Consider the following 23,444-nt stretch of genomic DNA (forward strand, 5'->3'; position numbering starts at 1 on the left):
TGAGATAATACTCAATCATAGTTTATAATGCGTTGACGTTAATTGTTGTGGCTCTCTATGTGATACGCAAGATTGTTTTGATAGTTTTTAGGTGTTATTCCAAACCAATTTTTAAAAACTCTGAAAAACTGACTGTGTGATTTGTAGCCCAATAAATACGCAATATCGGTTGTTGATAAATTCTGTTCAGTTAAATACATTTTAGCTAGGCGCTTTCTCGTTTCCTCTAAAACTTCTTGGAATGAGGTACCTTCTTCATCGAGCCGCCTTTGTAAGGTACTTACACTAATATTCATTGAGTCTGCTAAATTTTTGCGAGTTGGGGGAATCATACCCATCATTGTATCAATCATTATCTCACAGTGCTACTTGTAACTAACTCCCACAAATTGAGTTGATAACATATTATATAAAGGGTTTATATAAAATCGTCTTCCAAGATCATTTTCAGACTTTATCAAAACGCCTGTTCACCTTTTAGCATGCCAATACAAGCTTGTGTGACGGCTACTGCCTTGCGATTGGGTAGCGCTTTGATCTTAGTCTCTCGAGTTGTTCTATCCACTAGAGTGACAAGCACACCTTGATGTCCACGACCAACCACCGTATCCCCTTCATAATCACCCATACGACTGCGCGTATCAATGATACTTGGACGCTCAGTGATATCACAGCGGTTCGCTATCTTTCCGCGCCTATCATAACCTTGCAGACGGCGTTTCCTATAGCGCTTTTGACATCTAAGGGCGCTATGTAAGTTACCCCCTGCCTTTTTGTCAGTATAGATGTGTTGATATATCGATTCATGGCTTGGGACCTCTTGCCAACCCAGCATTCTCAGTCGCCCTGTGATTTGCTCAAGTGAGTAGTGCTTGCTGAGTAGATGATCAATATAGCACCAGCCAAAGCGGCTGATCTGTGAGCTATTCACAACTTTGCGCGCGTTTGCCAATCGATGGGCTTGTTTGGGGCGATAACCCCTTTGTCCCATGTTTCGCCTTATCTCTCGACTCACCGTTGATTTATGACAGCCAATAATTCTAGCTATTTCACTCATGCCTTTTTTAGCTTGCAATAGCGCTGATATTTGATATCTTTGCTCTTGGGTAAGATGTGTATAGTGTTTCATAACGTTCTGATATGTAGGAGTTGAAGTTTGAAATGCAACACGGCACATCTTACTCTTCAACTCATTCTTTTAAAACGTTGCACTTCTTATTTGAATCTAGGAGCTTAAATAACCCATACAATGAAGTGTTATTTCAATACGACCTTAGTGAACGATGCTGAAGTAACAGCAAACCTGAACTTGGGATATTTAAATTAAACAGCCTTACGGTCAAACTCAAAGTACATAATCCTTATCGCAAAGCCACCTCATAACTCGTACTGCGTCCTGATGCTACAGATTTTTGCATCATATCCTTCTCTATTAAATCATTAATATCTCTTAGTGCCGTGTCTATAGAACACTTAGTCATGGTCGCCCATTTTTTAGTGGTGAGTTTGCCATAAAAATCAGTCAGCAAAATATTTAACATCTTCACCTGCCTATCATTTAAAGCATGCTGTCGATGCGTCTGCCAAAAGCCTGCCTTATTGATAATTTTATCCGTGGTTTCTTGAGCTATAATGAGGGATTGCTCTAGCGTTTGCAAAAACCACACCAGCCAATCCGTGATATCTTTATCACCTTTTTGCGTACGTTCTAGTATTTTGTAATAGTCGTTGCGCTGTTTAAGAATTTGCGCTGACATACTATAAAAGCGTTGGGCACTGTTATCGCTTTTTGCCAGCATTCGTTCTGTGAGTGCTCGTGTTAGTCGTCCGTTTCCATCATCAAATGGATGCAGAGTCACAAACCATAAATGAGCAACACCTGCTTTTATGACCAAATCTATATCGTCTTGCTTATTTGACGAAGTATTAAACCATAATAGAAATTTGTCTAGCTCATCTGGCAACCTATCTGCACTGGGGGCAACAAAATGAACCTGCTCACGACCATACCCACCAGACACTACTTGCATCGGTCCTTTACTATCATCACGGATACTGCCTGCTTGAATACGATAAAGCCCACTATATCCATTTGGAAATAATGCTCGATGCCATCCGAGTAGATCATCTAATAATAACGGTTGTTGATAACGATAGGTGGCACTTAGCATCATCTCTACCACTGCATCGATCTCACGAGTAGTGGTTGGCATACTGGCATTATCCAGCCCTAAGTGCCGCGCAACTGAAGAACGAACCTGCTCATCATTTAGCGTCTCACCTTCTATCTCAGAAGTTTTGATAATCTCTAAGGTCACCGCATCTAATTGTGCCTCAACATTCAGATCGAACCCTAGTGTTAGTAGCTTTCCTAATAAATGGCCTTGTAATATCCGCACACGACTGACGAATGGCAATAGCTTCTTGTCCGACCATTGCCATTCAGTCCAATTTGAGTGCTCATGAATATAAGTAGTATGCTTCATACGTTCCCCAGAGATATGCAGAGATTAGAACAGTAATCTCCTTATATTATGCAGAGAATAAGCAGTAGAAACAATACGTAGAAATTCAAAAACGACAATAGCAGACGTAATAAGAATAGATTCTCAACGAACAAACATAGTTTTTTTGTTCTGAGAAGGGCTTGAGTAGAGGTAAAAACACTATAAAAATACAGTGCCTAAATACGAGTTAAATTTTATTGCATTATAATTTACATTGTGATTATTCAATCGTATAATATCTACAGGCCATAAAGGTCAATGAATGTAAGATATTATCACAATAAGCATTTTCGTCGACCTACCTTGACATGGTAGAGGTTACCGATTGCCCCATCAACCTATCACCGTGCTAAAGACTTGGAGAGCTACCCTGAAAAACGCTCACTGCGCAGTCAGCATGACGACTACTATCTCAGCGAGATTAAACGCATCTGGCAGGACAGCAAATGCCGCTATGGTGCGCGTAAAGTCTGGTAGCAGATGAAAGCTGACGGGTTAAAGGTTGCTCGGTGTACCGTCGAGCGTTTAATGAGCCAGCACGGCTTACAAGGTGTCTGGCGCGGTAAGGGTAAGATTACCACCAACAGCCGTGACGACCAAGAGCGTGCTGATGACTTGGTCAATCGTAACTTTAATGCCCATCGTCCTAATCAGCTGTGGGTTGCAGATTTTACTTATATCAAGACATTGAGCGGCTGGGTTTATACCGCTTTTATCATCGATGTATTTGCTCGCGCTATTGTCGGCTGGAAAGTATCGAATCGTATGAACACTGATATGGTAATGGCAGCATTAAATCAAGCGATAACAGATAGAAATAATCCCAAAGATGTGATTCATCACAGTGATCGAGGGGTTCAGTACTTATCTATTCGCTATACCGATAAGATGACGGACTCTGGCGTAATTGCTTCTGTTGGTACAACAGGCGATTCATACGACAATGCACTGGCTGAAACGGTCAATGGACTCTATAAGTCTGAGGTGATTGAGTATCTAAAGGAGAGCTGGACTGGTGTGAACGATGTTGAACTGGCAACCCTTGAGTGGGTGGATTGGTTTAATAAAACCCGTTTACATGGCACGATTGGATATGTGTCACCCTTTGAGTTTGAAAAGCGGTATTATGATAATTTAATCCTGTCAGGCATGGCTGCCTGACTCAAGTAAATCAGCCTCCGATATAGTCGGGGCGGTTCATATTCTATTCAACGTACTCAATTCATTTTCTTGTATAGACATGATGCAAGACTATACTCAAAGAAACAAAAGTGCTTTTATATGCGCTTATGATGTCTTGAATAATGACTTGTATGATTCTTTAAACGAAGAATCCAAAAGTAATTTGCATAAATTTTCTTCTAAATATCATGCATTTCAAGAGGAACGCTTTTAGAGTATACCCCAGCGTAACCAGCTATTTCACCCTTTAAGCCTATTAACAGACTACTCAAAACAGACTGTTATTATGGAACCACTTATAACAGCTTTTAAGAATAGTTATATCTGTTAGGCTTTACTCGAGTACTTTATATTCTCATAATACACTTAAAAGACAACCTCTTATACTACGCTCCAAAACCTCAAGTTTTTCAAAATATCTTTTTATCAAGTCATCAATATCTTGTAGCACTGCGCATATAGCTCACTTAATGATAACTCACCGTTTTTTGGTGATCATTTTATCAAAAACCTTTTGCACAGCTTTGTGACTACGCTCACGGATGTTAGTCTCATTTAAACTTACACATTTTTCTTGATAGTTAAAGGATAAGAGAATAACAAACGCAGAGCACCATTTGATGCTCTGCGTTTGTTAGATTGAACTGTATTTACAGAATACTGCGTCTAAATTGTAGATAGGCCGCTGTGATCGCTGCCGCATCTTCTATCTGCGGATAGTGACCTAGCATAGGCATATTGGTTATATCAGCATTGGGTATCAGTTGACGATAACGATCAATCATATGCTGACCTGAGATAGGATCTTTGGCACCTGCGATCAATTTCACCGGTACAGTACTGTTGATAATCGCGCCTACCCATCGCTCGCGGTATTGCTGACGCTGTGGCATATAGTTAATCAGCTTATGCATCACACCCAACCCATCATTGTGATTTAACAGCTGCCATAGCGTGTCTATCACCTCTGACGTAGGCGGCGTGTTTGGGCCAAATATCCGCTGTAGACTGCCCGCAAATTTCTGCTTATTAATCAGCTTTGATACCAGAGGACCTAATGGCGATAGCAGTAGCTTCTGTACCAAGATAGGTTTGTGCGTTTCAGGAAACAGGCCACCGTTTAAGAAGCATACGCTAGCAATGTGTATATCAGCACTACCCTCAGCTTGTCTTGCTAGCAACTCTTGAGCCACCGTATCACCATAGTCATGCGCTAATATATGATAATCACTGACGCCCAGTTTTTGCAAAACAACTTGATAAATATCTGCCTGCTCACTGATTAGATAGCGCGCGTTTTTTGGTTTATCTGACAACCCAAACCCTAGCATATCGAGGGTGATGACATAATAGTGCTCGGTTAGCGCGTCCCACATGCCTTCCCAGTCCCAACTGGCACTAGGATAACCATGAATCAATAGCAATACAGGTGCACTTTTATCCCCTGCATACCGAGTAAAGATTTGATGCCCATGAATGGATTCATATTGCCCCTGCCGTTGCCACTCATCAAGAGTTATCATTAGAGACTTACTCCTCAAACGATGGATCAGTGCGGCGCAATTTTCTTAGTAACGCAGGCCATGCGATATCGCCATTCGCGCCACGGGTGACTTGCTCTGATGCAGCTTGGATACCGGCCAATATTTGTGCTGGTATCGGCGTCAATGCACCGCCCCCGCTCTGCGCTTTGATCTGAATCTCACAAGCTCTTTGCATGATATACATGTATAAGAACGCATTGGCAACCGTATCTGCACAAGTGAGCAGACCATGGTTACGCAAAATCATAAAGTGAGCATCACCTAAATCAGCAACCAAACGGACTTTTTCTTCAGGGTTTAATGCGACGCCTTCATAATCGTGATATGCCAAGTTGGATAGCGGAAATAATGATTGTTGCGAGATGGGCAGTAAGCCTTTTTCTTGCGCTGAAACGGCAACGCCATCATTTGTGTGCAGATGGATAACGCAATGAGCATCATCACGAGCTTCGTGCACAGCACTGTGGATGATAAATCCAGCTGGATTCACGTCGAACTCTGATGGCGCTACTTTTTCGCCTGCTTTATTGACCTTTACCAGACTAGAAGCTGTAATCTCTTCGAATAACATTCCGTACGGATTGATTAAAAACTCATCCTCAGTACCTGGTACGCGCGCAGAGATATGAGTGAATACCAAATCGTCCCAACCATAAGAAGCAATCATTCGATAACAGGCGGCAAGATTTACGCGCATCTGCCACTCTTGTTCGCTCATATTATGGTGTACACTCGAGGTTGAATCGGTTGATGTCGCGGTTTGCATAGTTGTTTGCATGGTGTATTCCTTTACTGTGTTAGATATCCTGAATGATTACTTTACACCATTTCATAAAACCAAATCTGTCAAAAACATTACACTTATGAATATCAATCATTATTTGAATAACGACCCATGGTTTAGTCAATTGCCAGTCATTGTGCAGCCGCTACTGGCAGGCGATGCGGTGCTAAAGGTATACCAAAAAGGCCAAATGATTCATGCCATCGGTGACAACGATGATGCGGCGCTACACTTTGTCGTGTCGGGTACGATTAGAGTCTGTAACGTGAGCGCTAGTGGCCATGCCATGACGTTGGCGCATCTATCTAGTGGTGAGTGGTTTGGTGAGATATCTATCATAGATGACAATCCTCGCACCCATGATGCGTGGACGATTAACAAAGTAACGCTCATCTCAATCCCAAGAAACCTAGTCATTCAGACAGCGCAGTTGCATCCTATTTTATACAAGCATCTGGCGCTTATAACTTGCCAGCGGATTCGCCGAGCATTTGATTGGATTGACGATGCTACCTCACTCAATACCTCAGCGCGATTGGCTAGCATGCTGATTGGACTGATCGACACTTATGGACAGCAAATAGGAGACGATATCAAAATAGATCTGCGATTATCGCAAGAAGAGCTGGGCTTTATGCTTGGCACCACCAGACAAACCATCAATAAAATCATCCAATCATGGCAAAAGCAGCATCTTATCGATATGCACTATGGTTTTATCACTATAAAGGACAAGCCCCAGTTGATGGCAATAATGAATCCTGCCTGACTTGAATATATAAAGCCATCTCAACAACTCACACAACATCTAACTTATGATAGTTAGCATCAATCGCCTTAACATCTTCTTAACAGACCACTTGCTATGGTAAGGAATGACGTTTCCTACCATCTGTTGAGAAGTATCTGTATGTCCATACCTCAAGTCATCAAAACCAATGCGCTCAAAATCAACGCACCCAATACCAATACAAAGACCAGCTACCTTAGTAAGCTCTATGATCGTGAGATAAATCTCAGTTATCTCATTATCATCGTGGCTGTATATTTGGTAGCGACTGCAAATATTGGGTTTTTTGAGCAGGTGCTGGCGGTCTATCCATTTAGCAAAAACGTCGGCTTTATCCTGTCTATTACTGGTTTGTTATTTGGACTGATGTGGCTGGTATTACAGCTGCTGTGCTATCGCCCAATTGCCAAACCCGTACTGGCTACGCTACTGATTATCGCTGCCATCTGTGGTTATTTTACCGATGCTTACGGGACGATATTTGACACCAACATGCTGATCAACAGTCTGGAGACCGATCAAGCAGAGGCAATGGGGTTGTTTGCCCCCAGCATGGTCATTCGGGTGCTGCTACTGGGCGTGTTGCCAGCATTTATCATTAGCAAAATTCGTCTAAAACGCTTTACGTGGCAGCGAGGCATACTACAAAAGACAGCCACGCTGATACTGTCTGTCGCGCTAATCGCCGTTTGTATTTTACCATTTGGTGACCAGTACGCCAGCTTCTTTCGTCAGCATAAACAAGTCCGTTCTTATGCTAACCCGATCACGCCTATTTACTCTACGATCAAACTTGGCGAAAACTATGTCAATGAGCTGCGCCGTCCTGATACTTTCACGCTACATGCGACAGACGCAAAACGCGTGGCACCTGCTAATAGTGTTACTGGCGGCGGCAAACCAAAACTAATGGTGTTTGTGGTTGGCGAAACGGCTCGCGCAGATCACTTCGGTTTGAACGGCTATACACGTAATACCACACCGCTGCTCTCAAAGCAGTCAGACCTCTATAGTTTTCAGAATGCTGTCTCTTGTGGAACCTCTACGGCCTACTCCGTACCTTGCATGTTTAGCTATGCAAATCGAGCAGACTACGATATCGATACAGCCAAGTATAATGAAAACGTACTAGATACGCTCAGCAAGCAAGGGATCAATGTCATTTGGCGGGACAATAACTCTAGCTCAAAAGGCGTGGCTGATCGCGTTACTTTTGAAGACTACAAAACAGCTGATACCAATCCGAACTGTGATGTCGAATGCCGAGATATCGGTATGCTTGATGGTTTTGATGAACTGGTTAAATCAGGCAGCTCACCGAAAGATACGCCTAAAGACACGCTTATTTTGTTACACCAAATGGGTAATCATGGACCCGCCTACTATCAGCGCTACCCTAAAGAATTTGAAAAATATAACCCTGTCTGCATGACCAATGAGCTGTCTAAATGTGATGCTCAGTCTGTGATAAATGGCTACGATAATGCGATTCGTTATACCGATTATTTTTTGAACAATGTGATTGATACGTTAAAACCTTATGAGCAAGATTATGATGTGGTAATGGTATATATTAGTGATCATGGGGAGAGTTTAGGTGAAAATAACATCTACCTGCACGGCTTGCCCTATAAGTTCGCACCAGATACCCAAAAACACGTGCCTACGATAGTTTGGTCGCCCAATAGCAATAGTATCGATACTGAGAGTCTTTCTAGTATGATCAATCAGCCAGTGTCGCATGATTTTATTACCCCGACGTTTCTTAACTTTTTTGGTATTACGACCGATGAAGTTAAAGGTGCGCCAACCTTTTTTAAAGTAAATAACTAAATCCGTTTCTATATTGTTTTAGGTCACCACTATTTTTTAGGTCAGCATCATGTACAAGATACTCGTTATTGAAGACAACCCCGATATCGTGGCCAATATTTATGCTTTTTTTGAGCCAAAAGGGTTTGAGTTGGACAACGCGCACAACGGCTATAGCGGGCTAACACTCGCCTCAAACAATCGTTATGATGTGATATTGCTAGATGTGATGCTGCCAGGTATGGATGGCACGCAGCTGTGCAAAAAACTCAGAGAAGAGCTGCATGACAAAACGCCTGTGCTAATGCTCACGGCTCGCGATACAATCTTGGATAAAGTCGCTGGTTTTGATAGCGGCGCTGATGATTATTTGGTCAAGCCGTTTTCGCTGGTTGAGCTGGAATGCCGTATCAAAGCGCTCATACGTCGCACCGAGGACGATCATTTTGCCCACAGTATTGCGGTCGGAGCGCTGTCCTTAAACAACAGTGAGCATACTATTATGCGTGAGGGACAATCACTGAAGCTTACCCCAACTGGCTTTAAAATATTACATATCCTCATGAGTGCAGCGCCTAGAGTCGTCAGTAAAACTGAGATTGAAGAAAAAGTATGGGGGCTAGATATACCGAGTAGTGATGCACTGCGCACCCATATGCATAGCGTGCGCGCACAGGTTGATAAGCCATTTAACACACCCATGATAGTCACAGTACCTGGTGTAGGTTACCAAGTTGTTGACCCTAACAAATCAGCAAGCGCGTAGTTGTGATTGCAGCATGAATTAAATAAACCTTATCCAATTTACTAATCGACTGACCGTATCGTATTTATCGCTCTATTATATATAGCCCTGTTATATATCGCCTTCTTCTATTAGGTTGTCCCATGCCATGCTCAATATAGACTCGATAGCCAATAAGTTCAGACTGTCTTACTTCATATTCGCGTTATTACTGTGCGCAGCTTTTGTCAGTATTTTTTTATACGCAGAGAGCCGAATAGAGCAAGATTTGGTCAAGGCTCGCCTGTTGCAGCAGCTAGAGCTTAGTCAAGAAAAGCATGGTGATCAGCCTATCTATATCGCTGACCCAGGTATCAAGATTTATCGCTATGATAAAGCACCTGCCAGTTTACAAGCGATAGCCAATGACACGGTGCAAGAGACTTCTGTCACTGTTAATAAAGAATCTGGAGCAGGTCATGCCAACCTGCATCTTTTCGCCTACACCCAAGACGGTCAAGCTTATATTTTGACTTACCTAGAAAACACCGAAATGGTAATGGAAAATTATCCAGTTTTGGCGATATTTGAACACCTAGAAGACATATTTGCAGATACGCTAAAAGTAGCCGTGATTCTAAGCTTACTTATCGCCGCTATCTTCTCTCAGTTGTCTTCCAAACAGATCATCAAGCCTTTATTAGATTTGAAACGAGCCGTCGAGACTGACCATCATAACTTAAGCGACTTGACACACTTACCATCTGAGGTTGGTGTCTTGGCACGGGCCATCGATGAGAAAAACCACAAGTTAGAGCAGTATCTCAAGCGTGAGCAATTGTTTACTGGTGATGTCAGTCACGAGTTACGCACACCGTTAACTATTATCATGGGGGCTTCCGAGGTGTTGGCCTCGCAACTAGACCCTGACAGCCACTTAAATGAGTTTACCAATCGCATTAGCACTACTGCCAAAGAAACTTCTGAGATTATCACTGCCCTGCTTCTACTATCGCGCGCGCCTGAAAAGTTAGACGCACCGCAAACCTCTATCAACAATATCGCTTTAGCAGAAATGCAGCGCCTAAAATACTTACTGCGGTATAAGTCTGTCACTTGTCAGATAATTGCTGAGCAGGAATATAGCGCTTACGTACGGCCCGAACTCCTAAAAATGGCGCTAGGCAACCTCATAAAAAATGCGTTTCAATATACCGATGATGGCGAAGTAGCCATTACTATCGATGACGAAAAAATTACGGTGACTGATACTGGCTTAGGTATTCCTAAAGCAATGATGCCTTTACTCTATGAACGGTTTGAGCGATTAGAGTCTCAGTATAAAGACGAGCAAACAATTCTGTTGTCAGAGCATGATACAAAACATAAGGTTGAAGGCTCAGGTCTAGGACTCAGTATCGTCCAGCGTATCATGTCGCATATGGGCTGGCAGCTCACTCACCAAGCCAATCGCTCAGGTGGTAGCACCTTTAGTATTTATTATAAATAACCTCGTGATAGTCCAAAGACATCTTCACCTCCCAATCATAATTGCTGATTGGGAAATAAAAACTTAAACAACCATTATGCTTTATTCTCATCCCTCTATGTCCTCTTAACGTTTTCTTAACCTCTCCCGTCTTATACTCAGGCTATCTTAATTTTAATAGACCATTAAGAATGCCCTATGAAGCAAATCACTCATACCAACCTTATAGAGCCGTCAGCCGAGCATAGTTCTATCAATCAGACGACGCATGATAATGCACTCGCAGCTGATAGCTTTGCAGGTCATGCCAAAGGTAAAGCGGGAATCCTCCGCATTATAAAAGCCACTGGTTACTCTATAGATGGCTTTAAAGCCGCTTACAAATTTGAAGCGGCTTTTAGACAAGTGGTGTGGCTCAACCTTGTACTGCTGGCTGCTGTCATCGTTATGCCTTTTGCGCTTGGTATAAAAATGATGCTGGTCGTCGCTTCTTTTTTGTCGTTGATTGTCGAGCTGCTCAATACAGGAATTGAAGCCTGTGTTGACCATACTTCAACCGCCAAACACCCGCTCGCAAAAATCGCAAAAGATGTTGGCTCTGCGGCACAGTTTTTGTCTTTATGTTTGTTAATGGTTTTATGGGTAATGGCATTATCTGCTCTATTTTATTAAAGCATGGCGATCACTCGCCTAACAGCACAATGCGTTGCTAGCGCTATCTTAGGTAAACAATAAAACGAAGGTCGTATTAAAATCCATCAACATCGCATATACGTTATTAGGTGTAGTCATGACTTCAGAAAACAACGCAATGACTTGGGACTGGCTAAAACTACTGTGCGTGACCATCATGGCCTCCTTGGTTTTTGAGCATGGCCAATTAGATGTACGCATCAGTGAGCTTTTTTACAACAATGGACACTGGCTACTCGAAAAAGGCGCGCAGCCTTATGCATTTATCTTTTATGATTTACCCAAAGCATTATTGATCATATTGGCTGTCTACCTCATAGCGGTTTTAATCATCAAGTATAGACAGTCAAGGCTTAATGCTACTACCTTAAACCGTAATAAGCTAAATCGCAGTAAGCCCAGTCATAATAAGCTTGATAAATTTCTGCTTCCTTTACCTATGCGCGAGATAAGCTACCTACTGATTATACTGGCGATTGTACCTGCTACTATTGCCACGCTCAAAGGCGTCACCCATGTTAGTTGCCCAAATGACTTGGTTATTTTTAATGGGGATTTGCCCTACCTCAATCTTTGGCAAAACATCGTAGCAACAACGCCTGCCAGATGCTTCCCAGCAGCTCACGCCAGCGCAGGGTTTTCTTTATATGGATTGGCTTTTTTACCGACACTAAGAAAATACCGCTATCAAATAGTCATATCAGTAACTATTTTGGGCTGGACAATGGGACTGTATAAGATGCTGTTTGGTGATCACTTCTTTAGCCATACATTGGTCTCAATGCTGCTGTCATTAACCATAGCCTGTGCGCTCGCGGCCTTATTTTTTAAACAATCGATTAAAAATAAAGCACACAGAATCAGCGATGATAAAGGACATACTGGTCTTAGCTTGTCTAGCATTGAACACTCTAATACTTAAAGTCAGCACTTAGGTTCAGTACCTATGCATCAGTACTCAGCTTCAATAATTAGGTATCAGTACTTAGCATCAATACTTGGAATTGACGTTCGGGCATGACAGAGTTGTTCGTTATCTCTTTACTAAAATAGCACTACTAAGTATTTGAAAAACCCTGTATAAATAATAAACAATCACTGGCTTATTGTTAAGCAAACGCACGGATAGCGCTTGTGAATAAGCTCCTCTATATCAATAGCCGGTAAAGGAATGTGGCTATGCGCTTGTTGTCTATTAGGCCAAAACCATCACATATCTATTCTTCTTTGACCATTCCATTGCTACTCGTAGGCACTGCAAATAGCAGTCAAGCTGCCAGTTACGCTATTAATCCTGCCAGCACTCATATTCGATTTTCTATCGAACGCTTTAAGAGTTCAGCCACGACTGGTGGCTTTTACAATATCAAAGGTCAATTGCAATACGATCCAAACTTAAGATCAGGTGATATCTCATTAATCATACCGATAAACTCCTTAAATACAGGCAATCCTTCTTTCAATAATAGTCTAACGGGGCCTGAATTTTTTGATATGCAGAGATTTCCTTCAGCGCATTTTGAATCGACAAAATGGCATTTTAATCAAGATAAAAAAACCCGCGTGTCACTCGGGTAGATGGACAACTGACTCTGCATGGCGAGACCCACCCAATTAGTTTAACCGCGACTAAGTTCGATCGTTATCTAAATACGAGCATCAGAAAAGATGTTTACGGTGGCGAGTTCACTGCTACGATTAATCGCACAAAATGGAATATCAATAAATTCGCTTGGTTCGGACTGACCAAAAACCTTGACTTAAGTATCAAGGTCGAAGCCGCCAGACAGTAGTACTTTTAATGTTTCGCCATTGTCTGAATAGATACGGGTAGTGATTTGCAGAAAGCTTAAAAAGGAATTAGACATGATTCATCGGTATTATAAGAGTATTGCGAAACCACTTTCTGCAATCATGCCAGCATTGTCGTTTTCTTCAGTAATAACACTGACACTAGTACTCAGCTTAGTGTCTACCGTCGTGATGGCAGATACTGTCAGTCTGCCAATGGACACTTTGCCCAGTCCAATAACCCTACCAAATGTTAGCCCTGCTAATAGTGCGCTTGCCAATCGCGGCGCTTACGTGACGCGTACCGCTGACTGTATGGCTTGCCACCGTGAAGACTATAGTGGCGGCGTACCAATTGAGACACCGATTGGCAATATCTATTCGACCAATATTACACCGTCAACGCGCTATGGCATCGGCAACTATACTGAATCTGACTTCAAAAAGGCTTTGCAAAAAGGTCGTGCACCCAATCATCAGCTTTATCCTGCCATGCCTTACCCATCTTATCATGGCATGACAGATGCAGATATCAGCGCCTTGTTCGCGTACTTTCAGACCGTTCCTATCGTAGATAAACCACCTGAAAAAACCACTCATTTGCCTTTCCCGCTAAATATCCGTAGCTTAATGCTGGCATGGAATATCATCAATGTGCCTTCTACCGAAAATCGCTCAGGACTGACGAAAACCCAGCAGCGCGGTGAATATCTGGTCAATAACTTAGAGCACTGCGGTACCTGTCATACACCGCGCAACTTAACACAAGGTCTTGATAAAGACCGCTATTTATCCGGAGCGCCACTTGGTAAATGGTTTGCACCAAATATTACGCCTGACAACGATACGGGTATCGGCCTTTGGAGCGAAATGGATATCGTGACTTACCTGCGTACAGGCACGCTTGATAAGCGTGCTTATACGGGCGGCCCGATGGCAGAAGCCGTGGCGCATAGTACGCGTTATCTCACTGAAGAAGACCTGATCGCGATGGCTGACTATTTAAAAGTCGTTCCAGCCATTAAGACCGATGATTATTTGATACCTGTCAATGTCTCTCGCCTACCGCAACCAGTCAGTAACTCGATTACTTACGACTTACTTGAGCAAAAAGACTATTTGGCGCGTGCCAAAACCAATACTGTCAGCAGTGCCAACAATAGCGGTCTGAACAGCAACACGCCAAAAGAGTTGTATCTGACACATTGCGCCAGCTGTCATGGCATCGATGGTTACGCCCAGCCCGATGCCCGCTATGCATCCATCGTTGGCCTCAGTAGCATTCGCCGCGTAAAACCTGATGCACTCATTGGCGTCATTGCATTTGGGGCAAAAGGTGCATTTAACACAGCACCAAAAATGCCTGGTTTTTCAGAAGACTTAAGTCCTGCGCAGATTGCTAATATTACTAACTACGTACGAGTCACCTTTGGTGGTCTATCTAACAGCGATGTCAGCGCGGCGGATGTCACGCGTGTGATAAAAGAAAAAAGCTAGCCATAAGAATTGGCATTAGAACTAACTATAAAAAATGCGCTCTAATCTTCGCCTTTTATCATATGGCAAATACCAGCACGATAAGGATAATTCTATGAATGACCTGCTCCAATCTCCCACGCGACGACAACTGCTCTCAATGATAGGCAATACGGCAGGCGCGACCGCGATGTATCAAGCGATGACTACGTTAGGGTTTGCTTCTGAGTCGAGCTTCAAAGAAGAGATGAATCTTAAAGGCGCACCGGCTGACGCTAGTATCGTGATATTGGGTGCAGGGTTGGGCGGGCTTACTGCCGCCTACGAGCTACGTAAAGCGGGCTACAAAGTGACCGTGCTTGAGTATCAAAACCGCGGCGGCGGACGTAGTTGGACGCTCAATAGCGGTGACAAGTATACAGAGCTTGGCGGCGCTGAGGTCACGTGCAACTTCGAAAAAGGCAATTACTTCAATGGTGGGCCATGGCGATTGCCCATCCATCACTATGCGGTCTTTCATTACTGCAAAAAATTCGGTGTGGCATTTCAGCCTTTTATCCAGACCAATGATCGCGCTTATCTGCATCGTACCAATCACTTCGATGGTGCGCCGCAGCGCTTGGGTGAGGTGCAAAACGATATCCGCGGTTACGTGTCAGAGTTATTGTCCAAAGCCGTCAATAAGGGCAGTCTAGATAGTACGGTCAATAAAGAAGACAAAGAAAAACTACTCGAAGGTCTCAAGGGCTGGGGCGTGTTAGATACCAACTATCGTTATGTCAAAAGCCATGAGACTGGTAAGCATCGCGGCTATAGTGTATATCCCGGTGGTGGTCTTATGCCAGATGCCAAGCCATCAACCCCCATACCGATGAACAAATTATTAGACTCAGGTATGTGGTCGGATATTTATAGCAACTATACCGTGCATGTGCATCAACCAACGATGTTTCAGCCTGTCGGTGGTATGGGGGAAATCGGTGATGCGTTCACACGTGAATGTCGAGATATGATTACCTTCAATGCCAAAGTCACCAAGATCAATCAAGACGAAACTGGCGTAACCGTTGACTATGTCGATAGTAATAGCCCTGACGGTGCAGCCAAAATAGTGCGCGCAGATTGGTGTATTTGCACTATCCCCTTGTCCATACTGACTCAAATTGACATCAACGTCTCCGCGCCAATGAAACAAGCGATGGCAGCCGTTCCTTATGATAGCTCTTACAAAGTGGGTTTGGAGTTTAAACGACGGTTTTGGGAAGAGGATGAATGGATCTATGGCGGCATCACCTATACTGATCTGCCGATCACCCAAATCTCCTATCCGTCACAGGATATGTTTAGCTCAGGCTCAGGTGTGCTACTTGGTGCTTATGGATTTGGCGAGACTTCGTACAAATTTAACTCATTGACTCCTAAAGAACGTATCAACGCGGCGCTCGCCTATGGCAAACAGATTCATCCACAATATACAAAGGAGTTCCGCGCTGGCACATCCGTCGCATGGCACCGTATCCCTTGGTCACTTGGCTGTTATGGTATCTGGAGCGAGTCCAGCCGTGAGCAGTACTATCACACATTATGCGAGATAGATCATCGTATTGTGTTAGCAGGAGAGCATTGCTCACATATTCCTGCATGGCAAGAAGGCGCGATATTATCCGGTATGGATGCTGCCAAACGCTTACATCAAAAGGCCAAGAAACTTGGATAGCCAGCTTTTGAGTAATGAGCTTTGAATAACCAGGCTGCCGTTCAAGCAAGGATGATAACAATGAGACTAAGCACATTAGGAACAATCATGAACATGGTGACATCAAACTTAATCAAACCATTTAGCCCACTCAGCTCAGGCAAAGCAATGATGATGTTCATGGTTGGTGGGTCGATAGCGTTAACAACGTTGTCAGGCTGTAGTCAGTACAAGGCAGAAAACGTAGCCACTATCGCCAACCCGCAGACAGTACCAATGGTTTTCGACAACAATTTTGACAATCAGGCCAGTCGTAATCAGGGCGCATGGGGCGGCGTATATATGTCCAAAGCAGAGTTGGGTGAACCCGCTAGCAATATCGTCGATGTACACTTAATACCCAAAATAAGCGATGATCCTAGCATGAAGCCGTGGCTCGCCAAGTTTGAAGGCAGCACACAAGGTAAAACAGGATTCTTTACCACTAATGGCAAAAAGCTCTACGATGACTCCTGTGCTGGTTGTCATATGCAAAAAGGTGAAGGTGCGCAAGGCGCTGGCTACTATCCACCGCTAGCCAATAACAGCAAGATGCAATCGAAGTACTATATTATTAGTGTCGTTATCAATGGCCTGCGCGGTATGCCATCCTTCCACCGCATGATGAGTGATGAACAAATAGCAGCTGTCACACAATACGTGCATAGTGATCTAAATAATTTCACTGATATAGTGACCACTGCTAATGTCGCACAGCTACGCCATGATTTTCCACCAGGTTCAGACCCGAGTGAATAGATGAGACACACGATGAACTAGCCACCTTATAAAATATTGAAGCTCTTACGACTAGCTTTAAATGCGTTCAGGCGGCACCGAATATGTACCAACCACATGAGCCACGATATCATCAGAGCCTTCTGAGTAAAGAGACACCTCACCCACTATCAGTGTGCGCCCTACCTTCATTAAAGTACATTCGGCGATAATACGTGCATCTGCTGATGGCTTACGCAAAAAGTTGATGGTCAGACTCGTCGTCACCGTTAATGGAACGATACCGATTTTTCCGAGTATCGCCACATAGATGGCGACATCAGCAACGGCCATCATGACAGGGCCAGAGACTGTGCCACCGGGACGCAGCTCATTTATACCAACCTCGTGTGATAAGGTCGCGCCATGTTCACTGACCGCCTCAACGATACATTTGGTTTGGGGAAACTCCAATGCCATAAAGGCACTGATTTCTTCTTTGGTTGCAGACATAAGGCTTCCTTGAATTGAACTGTCCTTGTTATTTCACTGAATACATTCTATCAATGTACTACTGGCGTACCTTCTGTACTAAAGGCAAATCCTTTATTACTGAAATTGCCAATCATGACTGCTTCGATAACCGGTTTGACGGTCTCGTCCACGCCTTCGACGTCGATAATAAAGTTAGCACCTGAGCCACCACTGTCATCTTCTTTTTCTATAATATAGTTCAACGTTGCCATTGGCGGTAGTTCTATCGGGCCATCAATATATGATTTTACAAAGTCACCATTGGTATTGTAGTAATCGATTTTATTGATATAAAGCGGTTTATCTAAGGTAGTATTGCGTACGCTAAGCGTTGCAGATAACAATACTTTTTGGTTTTCACTGTCTGAGTAAATATCAGAATAAATAGGCACATAAAAAGTTTGCTGATAACTCATTTTGCTATGATCTGGTTTATCAGTCACTGCAAGCTCAGCAATCGGATCTTGGTGTTTTTCCGAAAACATGACATTTGGATCTTTTGCAGACGGATCACAGCCTGATAGGAATACCATAACAGCGACCAATAGAATAGATATACTGCTTTTATTCATAAACTTCTCCTGTATCCTTTCATGTCACTGCGATTGCAAGCCGTTATTTAATTTTTACACCCACACTACGTAAGAACTGATTGATGTGTTTGTTCGCGCCATAAATGACCAACACATCGTGGTCTTGCAGTACTTGCTCAGGCGTTGCCAAGCCTTGAATACTAGGCTTGCTCTGCGTACGACCGAAACTGTCTTCATAATACTCATAGCGTAAGGTACTAAGCAATCGGATATTGAACTTTTGCTCCACCCGTAACTCATCAATGGTCTTGCCAACCAACACATTTGGAATCTTGATTTCCACCATACTAAAATTATCGCTTAGTTCGAACGAATCCACAAAGTGGCTTAGTGATAATCGTTTGGCCCAACGATTGGCCGCTTCTTTTTCAGGATAAATAATGTCATCGACACCGATGGCTTGCAGGACTTTTTTGTGCAGCGGGTTGATACTGCGGCTGATCAAACGTTTTGCTTTTAGGGTCTTAAATAGCGCCGTTGCCATCACATTAGCGCCTTGATCTTCCCCAATAGCCACAATGACGGTATCGGTATCAACAATCGGTAATCCGCTTACGGTATACTCATCCGTGGCATCCATGCAGAGTGTATGAGAAATAACTTCCTTATAGGCTTCTACCCTTTGCATACTACTGTCAATGGCGATCACTTCGTGACCTTGGCGCGTTAATGCTGCTCCCAATGATGCACCAAAATTCCCCAACCCTACGATGATGTATTTCATAACCTAAATGACCTTTTTTAATATTTTTTGATATCTCTTTGCTTGTTTTTGCGCGTGAAACCGTATGTTTACGACAATTTAATTGATCGTTATTTCCTCAGTTGGATAGCGGTAATTGCGTTGGCGCATGTTTTTGAGTAGCGCAATGAATATCGTCAGCATACTGACACGCCCAACAAACATGATGACCGAAACCACCACTTTGCTAAAGTCCGATAAATCTGCTGTCAAATTCAAACTCAGCCCCACAGTGCTATAGGCAGAAGCACACTCAAACACCACTTTAATCAAATCAAGCTCTGGCTGGTCATAACTGATGAGTGTCACGCCTATACCAATGACCAATAACGACAACCACATAATAGAAAATGCACGGCGCACGGAGATCTCCGCAATCTGGCGTTTGAATACTTCTATCTTGGTCTGCCCGCGTGCCAAACTCAATGTATTTAATAGGGCAATCGCAAAGGTACTGGTCTTGATACCACCACCTGTCGAGTTTGGAGACGCCCCAATCCACATCAGAAATATCGTTAACATGACTGTTGGAAAGGTCAACTCACCCATATCAATCACATTGAATCCAGCAGTTCTCGGCGTAGCAGCCGTAAAAAATCCTGTGATAAGTTTACCTAAAAGACTGGTATGGTCAGCGAGCACATTATTGTATTCAAATATCATTACCCCGATCAGACCAGTCAACAATAACGCACCGGTCGTAATCAACGTAATGCGGCTATTAATATTCAGCAACCAAGGCTGATAGATATAGTGCCGGTCATTGCGATATATCATTCGTTCAGCACGATGACGCAGATAGCGCAGTACATTGACTACGATAGTGAAGCCCATACCACCAAAAATAAATGTCATCGCAATGATAAGCTGTAGAGGATAATTAAAGCGTAGCGAATCATCGTACAAGCCAGCACTAAAGGTAGAAAACCCAGCATTACAAAAGGCTGAAATCGCATGAAAGACCGAAAAGAATAATTGCTCAGACCAGTCCATATCAGGCATATCATATATACTGATATAAATCAGCGCAGCCGCCACTGCCTCAACGGCAAAAGTAACGTATAAGATAGACTTGAGTGTCGATACCACATCACCCATACCTCGCATATAAGACATCTCGCTGATACTTGCTTGCGTCTCGTAGCTGACACCGCCCTTAAAAAAGTAACTAAAATAGGTCACAAATGTCAAAATACCTAAGCCACCGATTTGTATCAAACCCATAATAATGACTTGGCCAAAAGTCGTAAAATAGGTAGCTGTATCCACTACGATAAGCCCTGTCACACAAACCGCACTGGTCGCGGTAAAGAGTGCATCAATAAAAGATAATGGCTGCGTTGTCGCATTAGGCATCATCAACAGCAAGGCACCAACAAGCACCACGGCCAAAAAGCTCAAAATAAAGAATTGTGCCGGATGTAGAAAGGTGCGATTGAGATTGAAATTGTGATCAGAGAGTTCGCGGATGAAGGTGACAAACACGGCGATTTTTATCGCGACAAAGCCATCAACAGCGGCGGCCAATCCAGAACGAACTAAGTCCGTAAAGTGCGCTGTCAATAAAATGACAATCGCTATACTGGTAAAAGTGTCAAAAACTGCAACTTTATTGAGCGTTAGCAGCTTTTTTGTGTAGACATAACGGCCAACCGTTACCACAAAACTCAGAAAAATAATGACCAAATAAAAAATGTGGAAAATTTGTTGTATCCACGTCGGTAGTGTAAAGCCACTATCTAACAAGGCAATTGCTACCCCGATGATGCTAAAGAGAATCGTAAAGTTGTTTAATAAGCGATAACGCGTGGCTGCATTCATAGCCTGAGTCCATGACGACAATAACCACGATACTTATACTCCTTTTTTGTCGTATTCACAAAAATTGATTTAAGTTAATCGTAACCAATTATTGAGTTATAGCGAGTACTGATAACCCACATGATAATAATCTGGATGCTGGCCATCTAGGTGCTAATCACCTAGCTACAGACAATCAGAGCGAGATAAAAGGTACTCGCAGGGACATAATGGCTTTAATGGTTCTATCGCCTAATACACAATTATTAAATCTCTTATTTTACTTTTGCTATTTTTACGCCGCCCCATGTCACCAATGCCACACCAATAGCAATTAAGGTCGCACCTAAAAATAAACCTTCTGGTGGACTCTCCCCTTGCAAAAATATAGCGACGGGCACGCCGACAATGGCTCCTACTGCACCTAATAAACTTAGTAAGACGGGTCCACCTGTCTTTTGCAATAGAAATAACAGTAAAAACTGTCCAGCGAATACGCATGCTTGTATAGCTATCATGCTTAGCGGCAACCAATTCTCTAAAGGTACAGCAATAGAAAAGTCTGACATCATACCAAACAAACCTAGCAGCAGCGCTGTCGCAATCAACATACCTGGAGCGAGTGCACCAGAAGACGCATTATCAGGCCAGCGTAATGTCCGATATATATTACCAATAGCAAGTAGCACTGGGCCACAAAGCGCGATTAAAATCCAAAATACACTAGAATCTGGCGCAGAGAATTTATGCACGGCTAATGCCCCTGCTCCAATGAGTGCCGCGATGACCCCAAGCGCACGGACAATATAAAATTGCTCTATACGTAGTATCAGCGCGCCAAGATACGTTAGCAGTGGCGGCAATGAGAGGATTAAGGCGACGAAACCTGCGCCCACATGAGGAATAGCAGAAAATAACAGTAAGTTGGCGGCCGCGACACTGACCAGCGCCGCGACAAAGTAATACTCTAAGCTGCGAGCATTAAGAGGAGGAAGCTCTTTTCTGATGAGCGCTATCATAAATAAAATAACAGCAGCACCAATAATCGACCAAAACAAAAACCCTAATGGGGTCAGACCGACATCGATAGCGTACTTTGCCACATTGGTCGAGATACCAGTGAGTGCCCCACCTGCCAGCAGACAAATGAAGGGCACCAGCCAAGTAGTAGTTTTGTGAATACTGGTTTGTTTGAGCGAGTCATTCATCGACTATCCTATTGGATGATGAATTTTTGAGTCATGTTAGATGGCTTTTATAATAGCTACTGGCGCAAAATGGTAGCAGGTAAGCTTTGTACAGCGACGGTTGCTGCATCAATTGCTCCAGCGACATAGCCAGGGAACTGCGCCGACCACTCACTACCACAACCTGTTAGACAGTCTTGCCACACGCCTGTTTTTGGCTTGGATGGCGGAGCTACTGCATGCTGACCGTTGCCGCTAGCATCAGCGGGCATCGCTGTTAATGGGTCTGTTGCCCAGTCTCTGAGATATTCAGCTTTTGGAGTACTTGCCTGCTCACCAAATAGTCGCACTAACTGGGCACGGCAATGTTCTTTTAGCACCGTATCAGAGACGCTCTGACGTACTTGAGCAGGAACACCAAAGAAACCAAACAATGCTCCATCGCCCTTTAGTATAGAGGCATCATGTATCTCAGTGAGCGGCCCTATCGCACTGCGCGCGGCACCTGAGAGACCAGCATCTCGCCAAAATGGTGACTCATAAACAGCGACGTATTTGGCATGGGGAGCCATCCAAGTGGCTGTCTCGCGCCACTGTTCACTTAAGTCTTGCGGTAGCGCTGGCTGAAATGCTATCCGACCTTCTACCAATCGAGGCGGTAACGCAAGTAGCACATGCTGCGCTCGGAACGTCGTCACATGTCCGGTCACATGTCCAGAAGTATCTTCGCTCTGTACTTCAATATCTTGAGACGTCTTGTTCAACTGCCTTACCGTTTGACTGGTCATAATACAACTAGCATCTAGGCGAGCATATAGCGCATCAGTTAAAGCAGCCATACCACTGACTAGACGCATAGAAGGTGGTGCGCTTTTGTAACCTTGCATACGCACAGGTGGCTGATTGGCAGCGCGCTCAACCATCATATCGCCTTCTTCGAACTGCGCAAAATGTGATAAATTTAACGATTCAACCAGACTACTTAATTGCGTTTGATAATCAGGCCAAAACCAAGATGGACCCAAGTCGAACGCGGCACTTGATTCTGCTTGGTCAATATCAGTATTGTTATTAGTAATATGCGCATCTGAATATTTAGCAACTGCAATGCGGCCACCCAAAGTATTACGCGCCTCTAGCAATCTATACGCTATACCCTTTTGCTCTAATAAAAAGGCGGCATATAATCCACTCAGCCCACCACCAACGATTACCACAGGTATGTCTTGCATATCTGATTGCCCTATTTATAGTCGGTTCAATATCATTTGAATATAAGGAAGCCGAATGAAAGTAGTACAAGTAGTAGGCTAAGCGAGACTGACACCGTACTCAATTTATAGA

At 43.5% G+C, this 23,444-nt stretch carries 21 protein-coding genes and 2 pseudogenes; 12 read left to right on the forward strand and 11 right to left on the reverse strand.

What is annotated here, in order from left to right; genetic code table 11:
• Positions 1-38: 38 nt before the first annotated feature.
• The 3 genes and pseudogenes from JMX63_RS04910 to JMX63_RS04920 all read right to left on the reverse strand — a co-directional run bounded on the left by JMX63_RS04910 (position 39) and on the right by JMX63_RS04920 (position 2,486).
• On the reverse strand, positions 39-353 hold the full coding sequence (locus JMX63_RS04910) for a helix-turn-helix transcriptional regulator (protein ID WP_201571278.1): 315 nt from the start codon (positions 351-353) through the stop codon (positions 39-41).
• Positions 354-463: 110 nt separating this feature from the next.
• Positions 464-1,129: pseudogene (locus JMX63_RS04915) on the reverse strand (IS30 family transposase); the annotation flags it as partial.
• Between the two features lie 232 nt (positions 1,130-1,361).
• Entirely contained in the window at positions 1,362-2,486 is a 1,125-nt protein-coding gene (locus tag JMX63_RS04920; RefSeq protein WP_102093720.1) for a Fic family protein, read from the reverse strand.
• A gap of 339 nt (positions 2,487-2,825) precedes the next feature.
• Between JMX63_RS04920 and JMX63_RS04925 the strand changes: the two are divergent.
• A pseudogene (locus tag JMX63_RS04925) lies at positions 2,826-3,668 on the forward strand (IS3 family transposase); the annotation flags it as partial.
• A gap of 671 nt (positions 3,669-4,339) precedes the next feature.
• On the opposite strand, the gene JMX63_RS04930 reads toward JMX63_RS04925, so the two are convergent.
• Positions 4,340-5,212: an alpha/beta fold hydrolase gene (locus JMX63_RS04930; RefSeq protein ID WP_201571279.1), complete on the reverse strand. Its 873-nt coding sequence runs from the start codon at positions 5,210-5,212 to the stop codon at positions 4,340-4,342.
• A 7-nt stretch (positions 5,213-5,219) separates the two neighbouring features.
• Entirely contained in the window at positions 5,220-6,011 is a 792-nt protein-coding gene (locus JMX63_RS04935) for a class II aldolase/adducin family protein (RefSeq protein ID WP_227673240.1), read from the reverse strand.
• A gap of 85 nt (positions 6,012-6,096) precedes the next feature.
• On the opposite strand from JMX63_RS04935, the gene JMX63_RS04940 reads away from it, so the two are divergent.
• The 11 genes from JMX63_RS04940 (at position 6,097) to JMX63_RS04985 (ending at position 17,286) form a co-directional block, all read left to right on the forward strand.
• Positions 6,097-6,786 carry a Crp/Fnr family transcriptional regulator gene (locus tag JMX63_RS04940; protein ID WP_201571281.1) on the forward strand — a complete coding sequence of 230 codons (690 nt, stop codon included), beginning with the start codon at positions 6,097-6,099 and terminating at the stop codon, positions 6,784-6,786.
• A gap of 141 nt (positions 6,787-6,927) precedes the next feature.
• Positions 6,928-8,640, forward strand: coding sequence for a phosphoethanolamine transferase (locus tag JMX63_RS04945; RefSeq protein ID WP_201571283.1), 1,713 nt, complete (start codon positions 6,928-6,930; stop codon positions 8,638-8,640).
• 49 nt (positions 8,641-8,689) lie between these two features.
• Entirely contained in the window at positions 8,690-9,385 is a 696-nt protein-coding gene (locus tag JMX63_RS04950; protein WP_201571285.1) for a response regulator transcription factor, read from the forward strand.
• 127 nt (positions 9,386-9,512) lie between these two features.
• On the forward strand, positions 9,513-10,853 hold the full coding sequence (locus JMX63_RS04955) for a sensor histidine kinase (protein WP_201571287.1): 1,341 nt from the start codon (positions 9,513-9,515) through the stop codon (positions 10,851-10,853).
• A 177-nt stretch (positions 10,854-11,030) separates the two neighbouring features.
• Complete coding sequence (locus tag JMX63_RS04960; RefSeq protein ID WP_201571289.1) at positions 11,031-11,504, forward strand: diacylglycerol kinase; 474 nt, start codon at positions 11,031-11,033, stop codon at positions 11,502-11,504.
• A gap of 118 nt (positions 11,505-11,622) precedes the next feature.
• On the forward strand, positions 11,623-12,447 hold the full coding sequence (locus JMX63_RS04965; protein ID WP_201571291.1) for a PAP2 family lipid A phosphatase: 825 nt from the start codon (positions 11,623-11,625) through the stop codon (positions 12,445-12,447).
• A gap of 257 nt (positions 12,448-12,704) precedes the next feature.
• Complete coding sequence (locus JMX63_RS14595; RefSeq protein WP_265089090.1) at positions 12,705-13,103, forward strand: YceI family protein; 399 nt, start codon at positions 12,705-12,707, stop codon at positions 13,101-13,103.
• Positions 13,104-13,138: 35 nt separating this feature from the next.
• Positions 13,139-13,318, forward strand: coding sequence for a hypothetical protein (locus tag JMX63_RS14600; protein ID WP_265089091.1), 180 nt, complete (start codon positions 13,139-13,141; stop codon positions 13,316-13,318).
• 121 nt (positions 13,319-13,439) lie between these two features.
• Positions 13,440-14,813, forward strand: coding sequence for a cytochrome c (locus tag JMX63_RS04975; protein ID WP_320157862.1), 1,374 nt, complete (start codon positions 13,440-13,442; stop codon positions 14,811-14,813).
• A 94-nt stretch (positions 14,814-14,907) separates the two neighbouring features.
• Positions 14,908-16,509 carry a flavin monoamine oxidase family protein gene (locus tag JMX63_RS04980; RefSeq protein WP_201571295.1) on the forward strand — a complete coding sequence of 534 codons (1,602 nt, stop codon included), beginning with the start codon at positions 14,908-14,910 and terminating at the stop codon, positions 16,507-16,509.
• Between the two features lie 87 nt (positions 16,510-16,596).
• On the forward strand, positions 16,597-17,286 hold the full coding sequence (locus JMX63_RS04985) for a c-type cytochrome (RefSeq protein ID WP_406947820.1): 690 nt from the start codon (positions 16,597-16,599) through the stop codon (positions 17,284-17,286).
• A 57-nt stretch (positions 17,287-17,343) separates the two neighbouring features.
• On the opposite strand, the gene JMX63_RS04990 is transcribed toward JMX63_RS04985, so the two are convergent.
• The 6 genes from JMX63_RS04990 to JMX63_RS05015 form a co-directional block, all read right to left on the reverse strand.
• The gene (locus JMX63_RS04990) at positions 17,344-17,757 is read right to left on the reverse strand and encodes a PaaI family thioesterase (RefSeq protein ID WP_179798475.1); all 414 of its coding nucleotides are present in this window, start codon (positions 17,755-17,757) and stop codon (positions 17,344-17,346) included.
• 50 nt (positions 17,758-17,807) lie between these two features.
• On the reverse strand, positions 17,808-18,350 hold the full coding sequence (locus JMX63_RS04995; RefSeq protein WP_201571297.1) for a DUF3124 domain-containing protein: 543 nt from the start codon (positions 18,348-18,350) through the stop codon (positions 17,808-17,810).
• A gap of 43 nt (positions 18,351-18,393) precedes the next feature.
• Complete coding sequence (locus tag JMX63_RS05000; protein ID WP_114700448.1) at positions 18,394-19,095, reverse strand: potassium channel family protein; 702 nt, start codon at positions 19,093-19,095, stop codon at positions 18,394-18,396.
• Positions 19,096-19,173: 78 nt separating this feature from the next.
• The gene (locus JMX63_RS05005; protein ID WP_201571299.1) at positions 19,174-20,934 is read right to left on the reverse strand and encodes a TrkH family potassium uptake protein; all 1,761 of its coding nucleotides are present in this window, start codon (positions 20,932-20,934) and stop codon (positions 19,174-19,176) included.
• Between the two features lie 254 nt (positions 20,935-21,188).
• Positions 21,189-22,121: a DMT family transporter gene (locus JMX63_RS05010; protein WP_201571300.1), complete on the reverse strand. Its 933-nt coding sequence runs from the start codon at positions 22,119-22,121 to the stop codon at positions 21,189-21,191.
• A gap of 56 nt (positions 22,122-22,177) precedes the next feature.
• A complete protein-coding gene (locus tag JMX63_RS05015) occupies positions 22,178-23,332 on the reverse strand; it encodes a flavin monoamine oxidase family protein (protein WP_201571304.1) in 1,155 nt (384 codons plus the stop codon).
• Positions 23,333-23,444: the final 112 nt, after the last annotated feature.

The sequence above is a fragment of the Psychrobacter nivimaris genome, assembly GCF_904846365.1.
GTDB classification, from domain to species: Bacteria; Pseudomonadota; Gammaproteobacteria; order Pseudomonadales; family Moraxellaceae; genus Psychrobacter; species Psychrobacter nivimaris_B.

Coding starts and splice junctions, on each gene's coding strand:
- JMX63_RS04910 (WP_201571278.1), bottom strand. CDS start 353: ATGATTGATACAATGATGGGTATGATTCCCCCAACTCGCAAAAATTTA.
- JMX63_RS04920 (WP_102093720.1), bottom strand. CDS start 2,486: ATGAAGCATACTACTTATATTCATGAGCACTCAAATTGGACTGAATGG.
- JMX63_RS04930 (WP_201571279.1), bottom strand. CDS start 5,212: ATGATAACTCTTGATGAGTGGCAACGGCAGGGGCAATATGAATCCATT.
- JMX63_RS04935 (WP_227673240.1), bottom strand. CDS start 6,011: ATGCAAACAACTATGCAAACCGCGACATCAACCGATTCAACCTCGAGT.
- JMX63_RS04940 (WP_201571281.1), top strand. CDS start 6,097: ATGAATATCAATCATTATTTGAATAACGACCCATGGTTTAGTCAATTG.
- JMX63_RS04945 (WP_201571283.1), top strand. CDS start 6,928: ATGTCCATACCTCAAGTCATCAAAACCAATGCGCTCAAAATCAACGCA.
- JMX63_RS04950 (WP_201571285.1), top strand. CDS start 8,690: ATGTACAAGATACTCGTTATTGAAGACAACCCCGATATCGTGGCCAAT.
- JMX63_RS04955 (WP_201571287.1), top strand. CDS start 9,513: ATGCTCAATATAGACTCGATAGCCAATAAGTTCAGACTGTCTTACTTC.
- JMX63_RS04960 (WP_201571289.1), top strand. CDS start 11,031: ATGAAGCAAATCACTCATACCAACCTTATAGAGCCGTCAGCCGAGCAT.
- JMX63_RS04965 (WP_201571291.1), top strand. CDS start 11,623: ATGACTTCAGAAAACAACGCAATGACTTGGGACTGGCTAAAACTACTG.
- JMX63_RS14595 (WP_265089090.1), top strand. CDS start 12,705: ATGCGCTTGTTGTCTATTAGGCCAAAACCATCACATATCTATTCTTCT.
- JMX63_RS04975 (WP_320157862.1), top strand. CDS start 13,440: ATGCCAGCATTGTCGTTTTCTTCAGTAATAACACTGACACTAGTACTC.
- JMX63_RS04980 (WP_201571295.1), top strand. CDS start 14,908: ATGAATGACCTGCTCCAATCTCCCACGCGACGACAACTGCTCTCAATG.
- JMX63_RS04985 (WP_406947820.1), top strand. CDS start 16,597: ATGAACATGGTGACATCAAACTTAATCAAACCATTTAGCCCACTCAGC.
- JMX63_RS04990 (WP_179798475.1), bottom strand. CDS start 17,757: ATGTCTGCAACCAAAGAAGAAATCAGTGCCTTTATGGCATTGGAGTTT.
- JMX63_RS04995 (WP_201571297.1), bottom strand. CDS start 18,350: ATGAATAAAAGCAGTATATCTATTCTATTGGTCGCTGTTATGGTATTC.
- JMX63_RS05000 (WP_114700448.1), bottom strand. CDS start 19,095: ATGAAATACATCATCGTAGGGTTGGGGAATTTTGGTGCATCATTGGGA.
- JMX63_RS05005 (WP_201571299.1), bottom strand. CDS start 20,934: ATGAATGCAGCCACGCGTTATCGCTTATTAAACAACTTTACGATTCTC.
- JMX63_RS05010 (WP_201571300.1), bottom strand. CDS start 22,121: ATGAATGACTCGCTCAAACAAACCAGTATTCACAAAACTACTACTTGG.
- JMX63_RS05015 (WP_201571304.1), bottom strand. CDS start 23,332: ATGCAAGACATACCTGTGGTAATCGTTGGTGGTGGGCTGAGTGGATTA.